This window comes from Massilia sp. DJPM01, from assembly GCF_030348125.1.
Taxonomy (GTDB): domain Bacteria; phylum Pseudomonadota; class Gammaproteobacteria; order Burkholderiales; family Burkholderiaceae_D; genus Telluria_A; species Telluria_A frigida.
Map to the genome: position 1 here is coordinate 26,429 of NZ_JAQOZV010000061.1, position 17,514 is coordinate 43,942.

Consider the following 17,514-nt stretch of genomic DNA (forward strand, 5'->3'; position numbering starts at 1 on the left):
GCCGGTTCCCTACTTCCAGGCGATGATCGCCTGGTCCGCCCGTTGCCCCGGGCGCGCGCTGTGCGCGATCAGGTCTTCCAGCGTCACGCCATCGAGCACCCGCAGATAGGCCGCCGTCGCCGCCCCCAGCACGCCCTTGAGCGCGCACGCCGGCGCCAGCGTGCACGACGTATTCTCCGGATCGAAGCACTCGGCCATGTAAAAGTCGGTCTCGCTGTGGCGCACCACGGCGCCGATATTGATCTGCCCCGGTTCCAGCTTGAGCCGCAGCCCGCCGTTGCGCCCCCTCACCGTCTCCACCATGCCGGACAGGCCAAGCTGGTACACCACCTTCATCAGATGGTTTTTCGAGATGCCATGCACGTCGGCGATATCCTGGATGGTGGCCAGGCGATCGCGGTGCATGCCCAGGTAGATCAGGGTGCGCAGGGTGTAATCGGTATAGGCGGTCAGTCGCATCGGCGTGGGCTGCTTGGATGAAGGTCAAATGAGGCATTCAGTATACATCTATTGATCCAGATGGCGCGGCTTTGACGAAAAGAAGTATTTAACTTGCTTGTTTAAATAGATGTATCTAGAATCTTTCTTTAACGGAGCGGACTGTACCGCCCCGTTCTAATAACAAGGAAACCACGCCATGCACGCCTCACGCAAACTATGGACCTGGCTCGCGGTCATCTGCGTCCTGTCCTTCGCCGTTCTCGGTTGGGTCGGGACCGAGATCTACCTGAGCGCTCCCCCGATTCCCCATCAAGTCACCAGCCGCGACGGCGAGGTGTTGTTCGCCGAGGGCGAAGTCCAGCGCGGCCAGCAAGCCTGGCTCTCGGCCGGCGGCCAGCAGCTCGGCTCCGTCTGGGGCCACGGCAGCTATCTCGCGCCCGACTGGTCGGCCGACTGGCTGCACCGCGAAGCGCTGGCCCTGCGCGAGATCTACGCCGGCAAGCAATTCGGCAAACCGTTCGCACAGCTGGACTACGAACAGCAGGCGGCCCTGGGCGAACGGCTCAAGCGCGAAATGCGCGCCAACACCTGGGATGCCCGCACCGGCATCGTCAATCTCTCGCCGGAACGCGCACAAGCGGTGCGTGAAGTCGCCGCCCACTACAGCGCCCTGTTCGGCAACGACCCCAAGCTCGACGCCCTGCGCGAACAGTACGCCATGAGTTCGGGCAGCCTGGTCACGCCGGAAGACCTGCACGCCCTGCCAGCCTTCATCTTCTGGTCGTCCTGGTCGGCCGCCACCGACCGTCCCGGCGAAACGGCAATCAGCTACACCAGCAACTGGCCGCACGAACCGCTGGTCGGCAACGGCCCCACCGCCGGCGCCGGCATCTGGTCGATCGCCAGCGTGATCCTGATGATCGCCGCCATCGCCGCCATGATCTTCTACCACGGCCGCGCCCACGAAGGCGACGACCCGGTGCCGCCCAAGGCCGACCCGCTGTTCGACCTGAAGCCGACCGCATCGATGCGCGCCACCCGCAAATACTTCTACGTCGTCATCGCGCTGATACTGGCGCAGGTCGGCATGGGCATCATCACCGCCCACTACGCGGTCGAAGGCCAGAGCTTCTTCGGCATCCCGCTCGGCCAGATCCTGCCGTTCACCGTCAGCCGCACCATCCACACCCAGTTCGCCGTGCTGTGGATCGCCACCGCCTGGCTGGCCACCGGCCTGTATATCGCCCCCGCGATCTCCGGACGCGAACCGAAGTACCAGGCGCTCGGCGTCAACGTGCTGTTCTACGCGCTGCTGTTCATCGTGGCCGGTTCCACCATCTCCGGCTGGCTCGGCACCCTGCAGCACCTGGGCAACGACTTCAGCTTCTGGATCGGTAACCAGGGCCTGGAATTCACTTCCATGGGACGCGTGTGGCAAATCCTGCTGTTCGTCGGCCTGCTGTTCTGGGTCCTGCTGCTTGGACGCGGCCTGATGCCGGCCCTGCGCACGCCATCCGAAAGCCGCGGCCTGATCGCCATGGTGTTCCTGGCCGCGCTGTGCATCGGCGGCTTCTACGCCACCTCGCTGACCTGGGGTCCGCGCACCCACTACGCCATGGTCGAATACTGGCGCTGGTGGCTGGTCCACCTGTGGGTCGAAGGCTTCTTCGAAGTGTTCGCCACCGCTGTCATCGCCCTGCTGTTCACCCGTCTCGGCCTGATCGCGGCAGCCACCGCCAACAGCGCCATCGTGCTGGAAACCATCGTGTTCCTGTTCGGCGGTATCCTGGGCACCCTGCACCACCTGTACTTCACCGGCACGCCTACTTTTGTGATCGCCATCGGCGCCATGTTCTCCGCGCTGGAAGTGGTACCGCTGGCCATGATCGGCGTCGAAGCATGGCGCAACTACCAGCGCTCGACAGCGGCGCCCTGGGTGCAGGCCTACAAATGGCCGATCCTGTGCTTCATCGCGGTCGGTTTCTGGAACGTGGTCGGCGCAGGCCTGCTGGGCTTCGCCATCAACACCCCGATCGCGCTGTACTACATGCAGGGCATGAACATGACGGCGGCGCACGGCCATGCCGCGCTGTTCGGCGTCTACGGCATGCTCGGCATCGGCCTGATGCTGTTCTGCCTGCGCGGCCTGACCGAGCGCGCCGCCTGGTCCGACAAGCTGCTCGCACCGATGTTCTGGAGCCTGAACATCGGCCTGGCGATGATGGTCTTCATCTCGCTGCTGCCGGCCGGAATCTACCAGGCCTGGGCCAGCGTCACGCGCGGCACCTGGTTTGCGCGCTCGCCGGAAGTGGTCCACTCGCAGCTGATGGAAACGCTGGTGTGGCTGCGCGTGCCGGGTGACGTGGTGTTCTCGGTCGGCTGCGTGTTCCTCGCGCTGTTCGCCTTCAAGCTTGCCACCGGCGCGCGCGGCAGCAATTACGTGGTCGGCTCGGTCGCACCGGCCAAACCGTAAGTCATTTATCCCCGGCGGGATCTTCCTGCCGGGGTTCGCTTCGTTTACACTACCCAAGGAGTATCACCATGACACACCCTGTTATCTCGGCCGCTTCGATTGGTCTGTACCCGTTCGATGCGCGCGGCGTCGCCAAGCGCTTTCGCCACGCCGCCATTTTTGGCGCACTGTCCGCGCTGGAGCCGGGAGAGACCATGCGCTTTTATAACGACCACGATCCGCTGCCGCTGCTGGCGCAGATCGAGGCCCATTTCGGGTCGGGCGTGACGATCGCCTACGTGGCGCGCGCGCCGGGCGAAATCATCATCGACTTCGGGATCGCCTGACCATATATAAGGAATACGCATGGAGTACCTGGCCGTCAAACACCTGCATATGAGCTGCGCTGCGCTCAGCATCGGTTTGTTCACCCTGCGCGGCGTCTGGATGCTGCGCGGCTCGGCGCAACTGGCGCAGCGCTGGGTCAAGGTGGCCCCGCACCTGGTCGACACGGTGCTGCTGGCCAGCGCCCTGGCCATGGTGGTGTGGAGCGGCCAGTACCCGTTCGTGCAGCCCTGGCTGGGCGCCAAGGTGGTGGCGCTGGTCCTGTACATCATGCTCGGCGCGGTCGCACTCAAGCCCGGGCGCCCCAAACAGGTGCGCGCCATCGCCTTCGGCGCGGCCCTGCTCACGGTTGCCTACATCGTCGCGGTCGCGCTCACGCGCCGGGTCTTGATCGTTATTTGAGCGCCACAACCGATTGCCCCAAACTGTAATCTACATCAAGGAATTTCTGGTACGCAAACCTTAGCATCTTGTTGACGTCCGCCTCCGCGGCGCCCAACAGAACAAGAAAAGGTTACATCATGCGTCCACGTCCTCTCCGCCTCGCCGGCACCTGCCTGGCCACGGCTTCCGCCCTTCTCTCGCTGTGCTCCGCCCCCGCCTTTGCCGCGCAACCGGCATTGCCCGTCATCGTGCAGGAACTGCTCGCCCCACCCGCGCTGCCGCCGCAGATCACGCGCAAGACCCCGGCGCGGGTGGTCGTCAACCTGACGGTCGAGGAAATCGAACGCGAAATCGCCCCCGGCACGCGCTACACCTTCTGGACCTTCGGCGGCACCGTCCCGGGCAAGATGATCCGGGTGCGCGAAGGCGACACCGTCGAACTGCACCTGCAAAACCTGGCCGGCAACAAGCTGCCCCACAATATCGACCTGCATGCGGTCACCGGCCCCGGTGGCGGCGCCGGGCAAACCCTGATCGCCCCGGGCAATGAAGCCAGCTTCACCTTCAAGGCGCTGGCCTCGGGCCTGTACGTCTACCATTGCGCCACCGCCCCGGTCGGGATGCACGTCGCCAACGGCATGTACGGCATGATCCTGGTCGAACCGAAGGAAGGCATGTCCAAGGTCGACAAGGAATACTACGTGATGCAGGGCGACTTCTACACCACCGGCGCCTACCGCGCGCCCGGCCTGCAGGGCTTCGACCTGCAAAAGGCGATCGACGAGCGGCCGACCTACGTGCTGTTCAACGGCGCCGACGGCGCCCTCACCGGCCCCGGCGCGCTGACCGCCGCCGCCGGCGAGAAGGTGCGCATGTTCTTCGGCGTGGGCGGACCGAATACCGTGTCGAGCTTCCACATCATCGGCGCCATTTTCGACAAGGTGTACACCGAAGGCGGCACCCACTTCCAGGAAAACGTCCAGACCACCATGGTGCCGGCAGGCGGCTCGACCATCCTCGAATTCGTGCCGAAAGTACCGGGCAACCTGACCCTGGTCGACCACTCGCTCACGCGCGCCTTCAACAAGGGCGCGGTTGGCCTGATGGCGGTGAGCGGCCCCGATCGGCCCGAGATCTACGGCAAGGGCATCAAGACTGCCCTGGGCGGCGCCAAGACGCCGCCCGCCGCGCCCAAGACGCCTGCGGTGCCGCCCGCCACCAACGCCCAGCGCGTGCGCGGCAAGGCCGTCTACGACAACACCTGCTCCGCCTGCCATCTGGCCGACGGCAAAGGCGTTCCCGGCGTCTTCCCGCCGCTGGCCAATTCCGACTTCTTCCAGCAGCGTCCTTACGAGATGGCGCACATCGTGCTGCACGGACGCAGCGGAGAGCTGGTCGTCAACGGCGAGCATTACAACTCCGTCATGCCGGCGCAAGACCTCGACGACGACGATGTCGCCGCCGTCATCAACTACGTGAGCACCGACATGAATGCCGGTAAAACCGTCATCACGCCGGCGCAGGTCAAGCAGATGCGCCAGGTCAAAGCCAATTGAACCTGCCATGAACGCTCAATTGACCGCCTTCGCCTGCAGCGCGATGCTGTGCGCGGCGGCTTGCGCCGGCCAGTACGCGGCGCTGCCGGGCGGCGTGCTGCGCTCCGTCCTGCCGGCCGACGGCAAGGAGGCACCCGCCATCGTGGCGCCGTTTTCGATGCGCACCGCGCCGGTCACCAACGCCGAGTTCCGTCAATTCGTGCTCGCGCATCCGCAATGGCAGCGCGGCCAGGCGCCGGCGGTGCTGGCCTCGTCCACCTACCTGTCTGGCTGGCGCGGCGCGGCCGACCATGGCGCGCTGGCGCCGGGCGCGCCGGTGACCAACGTCAGCTGGCACGCGGCCAACGCCTTTTGCGCCAGCGAGGGTGCGCGTTTGCCGCGCTGGCACGAATGGGAATACGCCGCTGCGGCCGATGCCACCCGCGCCGACGCGCGCGACGACCCGCAATGGCTGGAGCAGATCCTCAACTGGTACGCCCATCCGGCCAGCACGCCGCCGCCGGGCGTGCGCGGCGCCGCGCCCAATTTCCACGGCCTGTACGACATGCACGGACTGGTATGGGAATGGGTCGAGGATTACAGCGCGCTGTTCGTCAGCGCCGACAGCCGCACCCAGGACCCGCGCAAGCAGCTCGATTACTGCGGCGGCGCGGCCCTCTCGCTGGGCGACCGGCGCAACTACGCGGTGCTGATGCGCATCGCGCTGCTGGCCGCGATGGAAGGCGCGCAGGATGGCGGCTACCTGGGCTTTCGCTGCGCGCGCGGCACCGACAACGATGCACCCACACCGAAGGAATCACCATGAACCGCTTCAATCCCCTGCGCCGCGTCCTGCTGCGCGCGGGCGCCCTGGCCGCCGTCGCACTGGCGGCCCCGCTGGCCGGCGCCGACCCGCTGCCGGCCGACTCGCTGTATCGCCTGCCGGTAGCGCTCAAGGATAGCCAGGGCCGCCAGTTCGACTGGCGTGCACTGGCCGGCCGTCCCCTGCTGGTGACCATGTTTTATGGCGACTGCAACGCGGCCTGCCCGATCATCATCGAAAACCTGCGCCGCACGGTCGAGCAGGTCAAGCCCGCGCCCGGCCGCCTGGCGGTACTGATGGTCAGCCTCGACCCGCTGTACGACACGCCCGCTTCGCTGGCGCGCCTGGCCAGCTCGCACAAGCTCGATCCCGCCATCTTCCGGCTGGCGGTGGCCGCCGGTGAAACCCAGACGCGCGCCATGGCCGGCGCGCTGCAAATCAAGTACCGCGCCGTCAGCAACGGCGAAATCAACCACACCACGCGCGTGTGCCTGCTCGACGCCGGCGGCAAACTGCTGGCGGCAAGCACGCAACTGAGTCCCCTGCCCGATCCAGCCTTCGTCGCGCAGATCCGGCTGGCGCTCAAATAGGCGGCGCGCACGCCAAAAACCAACCTGGATCAAGGATTTCACGATCGCCGCAAAACGCCGTTGACCCCACTACATATAGTCAATAATCTCTCTCCATGCACCACATATTGTGTTTCACGGAGAGCAAATGACCATTCCACCGCTTCACTTACCCACCCACATCCGCAAGCGCGACGGCGCCATCAAGCCGTTCGACGCCACCCGCATCGAATCGGCCATGCAGCGCGCCGCACTGGCCAGCGGCGAGTTCGATGCCGCCGCCGCCCACCTGCTGACCTGGAACGCAGTCCTGCCCGCGCTGTGCGCACTGGACACCGCTACCCCCGGCGTCGAGCAAGTCCAGGACGCCGTGGAGGCAGCCCTGTTCGCGGCCGGCCACCGTGCCACCCTGCGCGCCTACGTCGTCTACCGCGAGCAGCACCACAGCCTGCGGCGCGACCGCAAAAGCCTGATCGACGTCGAAGCGTCGATGAACGAATACCTGGAGCAGCGCGACTGGCGCGTCAACGCCAACGCCAACCAGGGCTACTCGCTGGGCGGGCTGATACTCAACGTCTCCGGCAAGGTGATCGCCAACTACTGGCTCGATCACGTCTATCCGCCGGCCGTGGGCGCCGCCCACCGCAGCGCCGACCTGCACATCCACGACCTCGACATGCTGGCCGGGTACTGCGCCGGCTGGTCGCTGCGCACGCTGCTCAATGAAGGCTTGAACGGCGTGCCGGGCAAGATCGAATCGTCACCGCCCAAGCACATGTCGAGCGCGATCGGCCAGATCGTCAACTTCCTCGGCACCCTGCAAAACGAGTGGGCCGGGGCCCAGGCCTTCAGCTCCTTCGACACCTACATGGCGCCCTACGTGCGCGCCGATTCCCTCAGTTACGAGAGCGTCAAGCAGTACATCCAGGAGCTGATCTACAACCTGAACGTGCCTTCGCGCTGGGGCACCCAGACCCCGTTCACCAACCTGACGTTCGACTGGGTGTGTCCGGAAGACCTGCGCGAGCAGGTGCCGTTCATCGCCGGCGTGGAAATGCCGTTCACCTACGGCGATCTGCAAGTGGAAATGGACATGATCAACCGCGCCTACATCGAAATCATGATGACCGGCGACGCCAAGGGGCGCGTATTCACCTTTCCCATCCCGACCTACAACATCACCGAGGACTTCGCATGGCATAGCCCGAACGCCGAGCTGCTGTTCGAGATGACGGCGCGCTACGGCCTGCCCTACTTCCAGAATTTCCTCAACTCGGAACTCAAGCCGAACATGATCCGCTCGATGTGCTGCCGCCTGCAGCTCGACCTGCGCGAACTGCTCAAGCGCGGCAACGGCTTGTTCGGATCGGCCGAGCAAACCGGATCGCTCGGCGTGGTGACCATCAACTGCGCGCGCCTGGGCTACCTGCACGCCGACGACGAGGACGGCCTGTTCGCGGCGCTCGACCGCCTGCTCGACCTGGGCCGCGACAGCCTGGAAATCAAGCGCAAGGTGATCCAGCGGCATATGGACAATGGCCTGTTCCCGTACACCAAGCGCTACCTGGGCACCTTGCGCAACCACTTCTCGACCCTGGGCGTGAATGGCGTCAATGAGATGATCCGCAATTTCACCTGGGGCGAGCAGGATATCGCCAGCGAATGGGGCCACGCCTTCGCCCTGCGCCTGCTGGACCATGTCCGTGCGCGCATGCTGGAGTTCCAGGACCAGACCGGCCATATGTACAACCTGGAAGCGACGCCCGCCGAAGGCACCACCTACCGCTTCGCGCGCGAAGACCGCAAGCGCCATCCGGGCATCCTGCAGGCCGGCACCGACGCCATGCCTTACTACACCAACTCCTCGCAACTGCCGGTCGGCTTTACGGACGACCCGTTCGAGGCGCTGGAGCGGCAGGATCCGCTGCAGCGCAAATACACGGGCGGCACCGTGCTGCACCTGTACATGAGCGAGCCGCTGTCCACGGCCGACGCCTGCCGCGAACTGGTGCGGCGCGCGCTGGGCCGCTTCGGCCTGCCGTACATCACCGTCACGCCGACGTTTTCGATCTGCCCGAAACACGGCTACCTCGGCGGCAGCCATCCATTTTGTCCCAAATGCGATCTTGACCTGATCGCGCGCAAGCAACGCGAAGTTGCGTAACCAACCAAGGAGTCATCCATGTCAGACCTGAGCCAAGCCGTTTTCCTCGCCCCCCAAACCATCACCCTGACCGATGCCGAGCGCCAGCCCTGCGAAGTCTGGACCCGCGTGATGGGCTATCACCGCCCGGTGTCGTCCTTCAATACCGGCAAGAAGGGCGAGTTCCACGAGCGTACCTGGTTCACCGAGCGCGCCATTGCGGCGCGCAGCTAGCGTGGGCGCCGGCGCGCTGCGGGTGGGCGGCGTGACCGCCTTCACCGCAACCGACTTTCCCGGCAAGCTGGCAGCCGCGGTGTTCATCCAGGGATGCCCGTGGCGCTGCGGCTATTGCCATAACCCGCACCTTCAGCCGCGCCGGCGCGGGCAGCTGTCGTGGGATTCGGTGATGGCGCTGCTGGAGCGGCGCGCCGGTTTGCTCGATGGCGTGGTGTTCAGCGGCGGCGAGCCGACCATGGATCCGGCGCTGCCGGATGCCATGGCGGTCGTGCGCCAGATGGGGCTTGCGGTCGGCCTGCACACCGCGTGCATCTATCCGCGCCAGTTGAAGGCGGTGTTGCCGCTGGTCGATTGGGTGGGCTTCGATATCAAGGCGCCGTTCGAGGCTTACCAGCGCGTGACGGGGGTGTTCGGCAGCGGCGAACCGGCGCGCGCCTGCCTGGAGATGATCGTCGACAGCGGCGTGGCGCATGAATGCAGGACCACGCTGCATCCGGCCTTGCTGTCCGAGGCCGATGTGGAAGCGCTGGCCACGACGCTGGCCGATGCCGGCGTGCGCAATTACGCGCTCCAGACCTTCCGCGCGCAGGGTTGCGCGGACGCCAGCTTGAACGCAACGGCTGCTACGGTCATGGGCGCCGCGGCGCTTGAGCGCGTTGCGGCGCGCTTTGAAAAGTTTGTGCTGCGGCCCGCATAGAACTGCGGTTCCCGCCGCTCCAGGAACTAGCCTTTGCCGCCAGGTCAAGCAGCTTTGCGACAACCGACCGCGAAACCGTCATTCCCGCCTGTGCGCGGGAAAGACGGAGCTTAAGAACGCCTGACAAAACCCGTTCGGCATACCGCCAGCAGATGAGCGAGCAGGCAAGCGCAAGGAACGCCTGATGGATGCCTGCTCGTCGCGCATGTCGGATGCGCAGCCTGCGAAAGCGGTGTATCCAGCTTAAAGTGCGCTCAACGACCCAACGCCATCGGCCAAGCCATTCCCGCGACTCCACGCCATAGCGCGATCCATGCAGCTATTCCCCGACGGCGTAGCCAAGCCCGATGTGCTCTCGAAGCGTACGCTCTATCGGCATGCAGCTTGCCTGGACGTTTGCGCGCACGGCCTGCCAGCCCATTAATTGCAGGGATTGACTCAACGCGCGGGATGAGGAAACGCGCGTCATGCACCTGCGCGCCCGAGATATGGGCAACTAGCGATAGCCCACGCTGATCCACCAGCAGATGGTGTTTGCAGCCGGGTTTGCGACGATCTGCCGGGTTTCGGCCCTCATGCTCGCCACCGGCAGGTGCCGGTACACTGGCGGCGTCAACGCCAGCTCGATCCCACATGATCTGGTCGTGCTCGCGGAGCCGTCGCAGAAACGCCTCGTGGATATGCTGCCAAACGCCGGCTCGCATCCCTTCGTGAAGTCGATGCCAGCATGTCATGCCACTGCCGCAGCCGAGTTCGCACGGCAGGTACTCCCACGGTATTCCAGTCTTGAGGATAAACAGGATCCCGGTCAGGGTGGCGCGGTCATTGATACGTGGCCGTCTGCCTTTCGGCGATCGGCTATGTGCCGGGAGATGATCTGCTATAGAAGAAGTGCTTGGGTCACGGAATCAGTCCGTCTGCAAACACAGTAAGCGTCAATACTTGAAAGACGATGCACAAGCCTCATTGGCATAGCAGCATTGTCAATGTTCAAAAACATACTTTCTCATCTTTAAATTGGCAAATTGTGCCGGATTTTTCATTCAACCATGCCTCGATGGCACTGGCGCTTCCTGGCAAAATTGGCAATCACTCGTATTGACGGGAATTCTGGCTGACAATGCGACCGCCAGAATTCCCGCCATCGATGCGTCAAGCTAGCGTTACTGGCCGTTCAGCAATATGACTTTGGCTTCCGAGCGCTTGACACCGTCGCCGCCCGCCTGCTTCAGCGTGATCCCCTTCAGGCGGCCACTGCCTACCGTCCACGTATAGTACACATTTGCTTGCGGTCCCGACACTTCAGATTTGAGCTTGCACGCTTGGAAAGTGCCAGCGAGCACTGTGATCTGCTCCACCGAAAATGTCGTGGTAACTGTTTGCGTCGATGCCGGTTGCGCCTTGCCATCGACCTCGGTCACCGTCGTATAAGTGCGCGAGTACGGTGTATTCAACGCCGGTTGAAACGGTGCAGTCGATGCCGGTGGCGAGAAGTAAGTGAGGACGTTGGAGGTATTTCCCGCAAGCGTGGTCGAAGACGTAAATCCATAGTTAAAGAATTCACCGCCAACAAAATTACTGTAGGCCTTGTTCTTGGTGTTCGATGTGCTACCGCCAACGGCACTGGAATAGGTCAATGTAAGGTCGTCGGTTTGTTCCTTCAAACCACTTGAACCGTGAAAACTCGTTCCGTCGGCAATCGTCAGCATGTGCCTTTCGGTGCCGATGATCGATCCATCGGTATTGTACATATTGCCGTCGGTTTGAATGATATTGCCTGCAACGAAGAGGGGGCTGCCGTCGAAGCTGCAAGCGCTGCTGCTACCTGTTGGCGTCGGTGTTGGTGTTGGCGTTGGCGTTGGCGTTGGTGTCGGCGTTGGTGTCGGCGTTGGTGTCGGCGTTGGTGTCGGCGTTGGCGTTGGTACCGGAGATGCCGGCGAGCCGCCGCCACCGCCACCGCAGCCTGCCAGCGCAAGCGTGGCAGAGAAACCAAATACGGCAAATTTGGACAGACGTGTCGAGTGATTTGCCAGCTGACTTTTCTTCTGAATCGATTTCTTCATGGTCGTTCGTTACCTTACCTTAGATGGTTTCCTGATGAGATTAATGATAAAAATATCATAGTTGATATAATTCTAACAAAACAAGTATGACGCCATTTTGCGCAATAAAATTGCTATTTTGATATAATGAATTATATGATTATTTCCCTCCCCGATGCAATCCACCCAAGTTGAGGATTCCCCTTAAAAATACGCTTCAAACGCAATAAAAAATTGACATGACAAGCATAAACTGCTCAGCCAGTGAGATTTTTTGGCTCTATGCCGTTTTGTATGGAACTTGACTTCTAGTACCATAGCGGGCACTGCCATTTTGAAGACAAAGAACGCCTGATGAGTATTGCCGTTGAAGCCCTGTTTACAAGCACGCTAGCAGCCTGTCGGACTATGGGTACAAAAGAAATATTTTGCCCCCACTGCTGAAAATTTAGGCTGAATTTCGGCATTTAAATGCCTCGGATGGTGTCCGCAGTTCATATTTTTTCGTTTGAGGCGCGCCATCGCGTTTTCGTTTTCTAAGTCCGACAGACTGCTAGGCCTGCAAGCACCGTGGTCGGTGACCAAAGTCGAGCTCGATACTGCCAAGCGGCGTATCGACTTCGAGGTGGCCTGCGACGCGAAGAAGTTACCGTGTCCGGCCTGCGGCGTGAACGGGCAAGGGGTCCACGACCGCATCCGGCGCGACTGGCGCCATCTCGATTTCATCCAGTTCGAGGTTTGGCTGCACGCCGAAGTGCCGCGGGTCGATTGAGGCGTCTGCGGCAAGACCTCGCTCGTCGAAGTACCGTGGGCGCGCCCCGGCAGCGGCTTCACCCTGCTGTTCGAAGCCCTGGCCCTGTCGCTGTGCCAGGCGCTGCCGGTGGCGCAAGCGGCAATGCAATTGCGGGGGGCGTCGAAGCGCCTGTGGCGGCGGATCGAACACTACGTGGATGCGACGTGATGACGGGGATCAAGGTGGTCGGCATCGATGAAACGAGTATCAAACGCTGGCCGGATCAAAAGATGCTAGACCTGTGTTCAATAGCATCCAGAATTTCATTGATCGATTCGCAGGCGATCACTTCTGTTGCCAGCTTTCCCTGGGCCGACAAACGGCAAGCCCCAGATGCTACCACTTGAAAACTCATTCCTCTTAATGACTCGCGTGCGGTTAACGCCAACTCGCGGTCTTTTGAGGCCGCCATAGGAAGAAGGATATCTGCTGCCTGACCGATATCGCGCTCGCCAAGAAGCTGCGCAATTCGCTCTTGGAAAACTACGCCTCGAGTACCTAACTCAAACGAAAGAGCATCCCAATCAGCGGCAGAAAAGCATTCCAACTGTTTTGACACGATCTCGGATTCATGATCCGCCCAGAAGTCATCACCGGCCATTTCAACAGTTGCGAAGTCAATCATTTTGACAACCATAGGTGAATTTCCATACGTTTATCTTCCAGGTCAAGGTCTGCTTCCCGCCCCTTACCGGACGTTTTGTTCAAAAAGAACAGAAGGCCTTACTTCATCTTCAACAGTGACAACAGCCTGTCCGTAATTTTTGATGTGAGACTCCCGCTGTGAAACGCTTACGCAACTCGCATACGAAACAGCCGCTCGCGCTCAGGTTTTAAGCACGCAAGCGTTCGATGAGGGTATTTGCCATCCGTATATCACTCCCACGACGAGACCCAGAACCGGCAAAACAAAAACGAGCAGGCTAATGCGCTCGTTCATCCATACGTTTGTCGACGCCCAGCGCACGCAGAGGGTCACCGCGAGCACAATCGCAGTCACGCCGATCAGTATCTGAGGAACTGCGGGCATGAAAAGGACGAACAGAATCAAGGTGAAAGCCATGGCTTCGCCAATCCCACCGCAGGCGTTGAGATACATGCCAAAGACTGCGGCGACGACCGTCAGTGCGCCTGTGATTAATGAAAACAGCCAGCTCGGAGGAAGCGGCCCAGCGCGGTTATCGTGCTTATTAGAAGGCATCATCATTTCTCCAGACCCTGGTGACATCAAAGCGGGCTCCTTCCAAGGGGCGTCTTTGAAAGGCAGTATCGCCGGACGATGGCGCGATTTCATCCGGGCTGAAGCGAACGGCCACGGGTAGCCTGTCGCGGCAACATAAGCAGCACGGCACACTGCGATTCAATACGCCGCGATGCCAGCTTGGGCACTGATACTTAGGTTTGATGTCGTCGATGTTTTGACACTCCTCATGTGAACTCGGATTCGGCGTCGCCCAAAAAATAGCGCACCACTGACCGCTCCTGGCCGACAACCGGTGCTCCGGCGCTTGTTCCGGCGGCGCTTCCTGGATGCGCTGGCTACGGCCCACCACGCCGGCCAGATCCGCTTGTTCGGCGAGTATGCCGCGTTGGCGCAATCGAGCGCCCTCGCGCGCTGGCTGGCGCCGCTGCGGCACTGCGAGTGGGTGGTCCATGCCAAGCGCCCGTTCGCCGGACCCGAGGCGGCATTGGCCTACCTGTCGCGCTACACGCACCGGGTTGCCATCTCAAACCGGCGCCTGGTCGCCATGGACGAACGTGGCGTGACGTTTCGCTGGAAAGACTATCGCGCCAAGGACGCGATGCACAAGACGAGGACGCTCGACATTGGCGAGTTCATGCGCCGCTTCCTGCTGCATGTCCTGCCCACAGGTTTCCACCGAATCCGCCACTACGGAATCCTTGCCAACGCCGGACGCAAGGCCAACCTGGCGCTGGCGCGCGCACTGCTGCAAGTGCCAGCTCCCGTCGCCGCAGTACAGGCTACCGAACGAATTGCGCCAACGTTCACCTGCCGGCATTGTGGCGCGCCGATGGCGATCACAGCCATCTTCTTGCCGATCCATCCGATTCACGCGCCACCACGACATCAAGGCGCTCCGCCATGAACGTCGCATACCAAACTTGTTCGTACGGGCAGCGCCCAGGCCGTCGGTCAAGGCCGATGCGGGGACGCTTTATCTTCCCCGTCAAGACGACTCGATTGCACGCGACCGACCGTGGCGCAGACGGCCATTTCACGGTCATGAAAGGCATCCTGGGCGTCATCGCCAACAGATCGGTCGCCGCAATTGACACCTACCTGGATAGCGGCGCCATTCAAATCGCCATAGCCAGTGGCACAGGCTGACGCCAACGATCCATCCCGCGGTTTCCTCCTTCGCGGCTTGCCCAACGCCGGCCGGTGACGCTTGCGTGCATCAGTTCGGGCCCGTGACGGCGGCCGGCATCGGACAACCCTTAACGAAGTCCGCCAATCGAGGTTTTAATTAACGGGCGAGCATAAATGATGCGCTATCGCCAAATGAAAGGATGGCCTCGAAATGATTGGTGCCAGTTTGTCGTGCTAGCACATCGTTAAGGCAATGGGTCGTCAGGCGAACGCGTGCCTGTGTTGGGCGCGTGAAATCCCACAGCACCCCGAAAGAGAAACTTGTGTTGTGTTCGTTGCTCACTGCCACCGCCCGCTGACCTTGTGACGTCTCGACCTGCACAGCAAATTCGTCATGCAGCCTGGGCCGGGCACGTATTTCTGCGGCCATTTCGTCGTTGATCGTAAAGTCAGTTTGGGTGCATGGCTCGTCATCAGGGAAAAGCTCTTGAATTGTCTTGCCTTGATCCGAGCTATCGCACGCCGCGTTCAACTTCACGCTCAACACTTCACCGGGCAATAGAGTCTGATCGGATACCCAGATCAGATGCCCGCACCCGCCTTCTGCGTAGTTGCCTCCCATAGCGCCGAGCGCTGCTTTCGGATTCTGATCGAGCGCGCCATGAGCTGATACATCCACAACATCCATTCCAGAGAGGTTGATTGTTGCGATGTGGATTCCATCGAGCTGGATTGATATGCCGGGCATCGTTGCCTCTAAATGACGAGAAAAATGGGCGCATTTTCTCATGGTCTTCAACATTCGTCACACGCCGTCTCGTCCGTCACCGAACGATGGGTACCTTCCGCCACTTCCCGCGAAGGTTGCGGTCGTAGGGGCGATGGAGCTGAATTCTTAAGAACTAGCCCCCGTCAAGTGCCCGATGACCGCTTCTGGCCGATTCCTGCCAATTGTACTTGACGCTTGCGCTGCGGTGACAAATCTCGGCCGATACCGCCCTGAACAGAAATTCACCTTTCAATCGTCAAGCTGGAATAGCTCAAGCTAAGCGAGATGTGTAGGGATTCGGTCGGCGCCCAATCAGAGGTATTTCGCCCACATCGCGTTTGAGAATTTTCCATCAGTGTCCACCGTCCGCTTCAAGCGTCGGAGCGCTTCAATTTCGGGATATGCGAGTGCAAATTGGGCTCTCGTAGCGTGCAACTGATAGGGGAGATAGTACCGTCCGCCATACTGCAATGCCATCTCGATCATTGCCCGCGTCCACTCACCCACGGCGGCACATGCAGCTGCATTGGTCTTTTGCTTGTAGTACACCACGAACGAAAATACTTCCTCTTTAGCCCATGGCAGAAGTGGAACTGGATCAGGGTTTGCGTGTCGCACAGATACGCTCAACACTTGCGCACGATGCTGAAGGATCAGCGCTGCCATTGCTCGGGTAAAGGACTCGAAATGAACTACTGGAATAAAGTATTCCTGCAGGGCATAAGTGGAAGTTGCGCGCGATGGTGGATCTAGTTCGCGCACGTCCAGGCTGGCCTCGTGGTTACGCCACTTTACCGTGCCTTGCGAGCGAAACAAAGGATGCAATACGTGTCGGACCAAGAGATCACCGCCCGGCACCTCGGTGGCCACTTGTAGCGCGCTTTGGCTAAGTCGATAGGACAGGCCGCGTGGGACCAGACGCGCCGATTCGGTCAACGCTTTGCCGGTGCGGCGCCACGAGACGGCTACTGGTTGATCGAAACGAGGCGGTAGCAGGTCTGCGTTATGCATAATGACATCGGCCGCATCGCGCACGTGACGGGTGAAGTACGCACGATAGGTTGCCAGCTTGAGCGGCACAACTAGGCGTTCGATACGGCAGTTCTCCGTCAATTCAAGTTCAATCTCTGTGATGACGCCGATAGCGCCGTATCCGCCGATAGCGGCGCGAAATAGTTCGATGTTTTCATTGGCACTCGCGTCGATGATCGAACCATCGGCCAGCACAAGGCGCAGCGATCGCACCGTGCTCCCTACCGGACCGGTATCAGTGTATCGCCCATGCGCATTGACAGAGACGGCGCCGCCAATCGTGAAGTTCGAAAAGCTTTGCATGCTTTTCACCGCCAGTCCAGCGGGATCGAGTGTGTCTTGCAGGTCGCGCCAGGTCATGCCTGCCTGTACCCTCACCGTGCGCGCTGTCGGGTCAAAGTGCAGTAACCGATCCATCCGCCGCATGTCGAGGTGCAACCCAAGGGCGACGGCAGTCTGGCCGCCCATGCTGTATCGTCCCCCGCCGACTGCCACTTTTCCTGTCCATCCCAAGACTTCACGCGCTACTTCTTCGGTAGACAACGGGACGACGATGCGGGCTACTTCGACGCGGTACAGCTGGCTGACGTTGGAGATCCCGAACGTAGGCCGGGCCAGCACCGAAACGTGGCAGAGTGAAAGCAGCCCCGCAGACCCTAATGCCTGGGCTAGGAAAGTGCGGCGAGTCGTCGACATAAACATTGGGCGTAGCAAGCAGGATGCGACGTTTACCGGCGCCGCGCATGCTTGCAATGTGGTGAAGAAGACCACTCTAGCACCGAATCGTTACCCGGCCGCTCAGCGCTTTGTCCTCATGTTTCAAGTTCGTGAAAGTGCTCCATTGGGTAGCGTTGGTTGATACCTGCTCGATATCGGATTTTTTCCAAGTTCGCATTTGACCAGCGCACGTTCAAATGACC

General features: G+C 61.4%; 14 protein-coding genes and 4 pseudogenes. 11 read left to right on the forward strand and 7 right to left on the reverse strand.

Annotated elements, in window-relative coordinates:
• Window positions 1-9: 9 nt before the first annotated feature.
• Window positions 10-459: an Rrf2 family transcriptional regulator gene (locus PO883_RS28480; RefSeq protein WP_289312765.1), complete on the reverse strand. Its 450-nt coding sequence runs from the start codon at window positions 457-459 to the stop codon at window positions 10-12.
• A gap of 178 nt (window positions 460-637) precedes the next feature.
• Between PO883_RS28480 and PO883_RS28485 the strand changes: the two genes are divergently transcribed.
• From PO883_RS28485 to PO883_RS28520, 8 genes and pseudogenes are all read left to right on the forward strand, one after another.
• On the forward strand, window positions 638-2,914 hold the full coding sequence (locus PO883_RS28485) for a nitric-oxide reductase large subunit (RefSeq protein ID WP_289312766.1): 2,277 nt from the start codon (window positions 638-640) through the stop codon (window positions 2,912-2,914).
• 68 nt (window positions 2,915-2,982) lie between these two features.
• Complete coding sequence (locus tag PO883_RS28490; protein ID WP_167088708.1) at window positions 2,983-3,240, forward strand: DUF2249 domain-containing protein; 258 nt, start codon at window positions 2,983-2,985, stop codon at window positions 3,238-3,240.
• Between the two features lie 19 nt (window positions 3,241-3,259).
• Window positions 3,260-3,640 carry a SirB2 family protein gene (locus PO883_RS28495; RefSeq protein ID WP_289312767.1) on the forward strand — a complete coding sequence of 127 codons (381 nt, stop codon included), beginning with the start codon at window positions 3,260-3,262 and terminating at the stop codon, window positions 3,638-3,640.
• A gap of 119 nt (window positions 3,641-3,759) precedes the next feature.
• A complete protein-coding gene (gene nirK / locus PO883_RS28500; RefSeq protein ID WP_289312768.1) occupies window positions 3,760-5,178 on the forward strand; it encodes a copper-containing nitrite reductase in 1,419 nt (472 codons plus the stop codon).
• 7 nt (window positions 5,179-5,185) lie between these two features.
• The gene (locus tag PO883_RS28505; protein ID WP_289312769.1) at window positions 5,186-5,983 is read left to right on the forward strand and encodes a formylglycine-generating enzyme family protein; all 798 of its coding nucleotides are present in this window, start codon (window positions 5,186-5,188) and stop codon (window positions 5,981-5,983) included.
• Complete coding sequence (locus PO883_RS28510) at window positions 5,980-6,570, forward strand: SCO family protein (RefSeq protein ID WP_289312770.1); 591 nt, start codon at window positions 5,980-5,982, stop codon at window positions 6,568-6,570. Before PO883_RS28505 ends, PO883_RS28510 begins: the two co-directional genes overlap by 4 nt.
• Window positions 6,571-6,697: 127 nt before the next feature.
• A pseudogene (locus PO883_RS28515) lies at window positions 6,698-8,908 on the forward strand (ribonucleoside triphosphate reductase); the annotation flags it as partial.
• Window position 8,909: 1 nt separating this feature from the next.
• The gene (locus tag PO883_RS28520) at window positions 8,910-9,626 is read left to right on the forward strand and encodes an anaerobic ribonucleoside-triphosphate reductase activating protein (protein ID WP_289312771.1); all 717 of its coding nucleotides are present in this window, start codon (window positions 8,910-8,912) and stop codon (window positions 9,624-9,626) included.
• A 130-nt stretch (window positions 9,627-9,756) separates the two neighbouring features.
• On the opposite strand, the pseudogene PO883_RS35245 reads toward PO883_RS28520, so the two are convergent.
• Together PO883_RS35245 and PO883_RS28525 are read right to left on the reverse strand one after the other, a co-directional pair.
• A pseudogene (locus PO883_RS35245) lies at window positions 9,757-10,510 on the reverse strand (IS5 family transposase); the annotation flags it as partial.
• 279 nt (window positions 10,511-10,789) lie between these two features.
• Window positions 10,790-11,689 carry a hypothetical protein gene (locus tag PO883_RS28525; RefSeq protein WP_289312772.1) on the reverse strand — a complete coding sequence of 300 codons (900 nt, stop codon included), beginning with the start codon at window positions 11,687-11,689 and terminating at the stop codon, window positions 10,790-10,792.
• A gap of 499 nt (window positions 11,690-12,188) precedes the next feature.
• Between PO883_RS28525 and PO883_RS28530 the strand changes: the two are divergent.
• Window positions 12,189-12,676, forward strand: a pseudogene (locus PO883_RS28530) (helix-turn-helix domain-containing protein); the annotation flags it as partial.
• 8 nt (window positions 12,677-12,684) lie between these two features.
• Here the strand turns inward: PO883_RS28530 and PO883_RS28535 are convergent.
• Window positions 12,685-13,098 (reverse strand): hypothetical protein, encoded by a 414-nt coding sequence (locus tag PO883_RS28535; protein ID WP_289312777.1) that lies wholly within the window; start codon window positions 13,096-13,098, stop codon window positions 12,685-12,687.
• A 189-nt stretch (window positions 13,099-13,287) separates the two neighbouring features.
• Window positions 13,288-13,668, reverse strand: coding sequence for a hypothetical protein (locus PO883_RS28540; protein ID WP_289312773.1), 381 nt, complete (start codon window positions 13,666-13,668; stop codon window positions 13,288-13,290).
• A gap of 289 nt (window positions 13,669-13,957) precedes the next feature.
• Between PO883_RS28540 and PO883_RS28545 the strand changes: the two are divergent.
• Together PO883_RS28545 and PO883_RS28550 are read left to right on the forward strand one after the other, a co-directional pair.
• A pseudogene (locus tag PO883_RS28545) lies at window positions 13,958-14,569 on the forward strand (transposase); the annotation flags it as partial.
• The gene (locus tag PO883_RS28550; RefSeq protein WP_289312774.1) at window positions 14,566-14,811 is read left to right on the forward strand and encodes a hypothetical protein; all 246 of its coding nucleotides are present in this window, start codon (window positions 14,566-14,568) and stop codon (window positions 14,809-14,811) included. The pseudogene PO883_RS28545 and the gene PO883_RS28550, both read left to right, overlap by 4 nt.
• A gap of 139 nt (window positions 14,812-14,950) precedes the next feature.
• On the opposite strand, the gene PO883_RS28555 is transcribed toward PO883_RS28550, so the two are convergent.
• The gene (locus PO883_RS28555) at window positions 14,951-15,595 is read right to left on the reverse strand and encodes a hypothetical protein (protein ID WP_289312775.1); all 645 of its coding nucleotides are present in this window, start codon (window positions 15,593-15,595) and stop codon (window positions 14,951-14,953) included.
• Between the two features lie 279 nt (window positions 15,596-15,874).
• The gene (locus tag PO883_RS28560) at window positions 15,875-17,296 is read right to left on the reverse strand and encodes an FAD-binding oxidoreductase (RefSeq protein WP_289312776.1); all 1,422 of its coding nucleotides are present in this window, start codon (window positions 17,294-17,296) and stop codon (window positions 15,875-15,877) included.
• Between the last annotated feature and the right edge of the window lie 218 nt (window positions 17,297-17,514).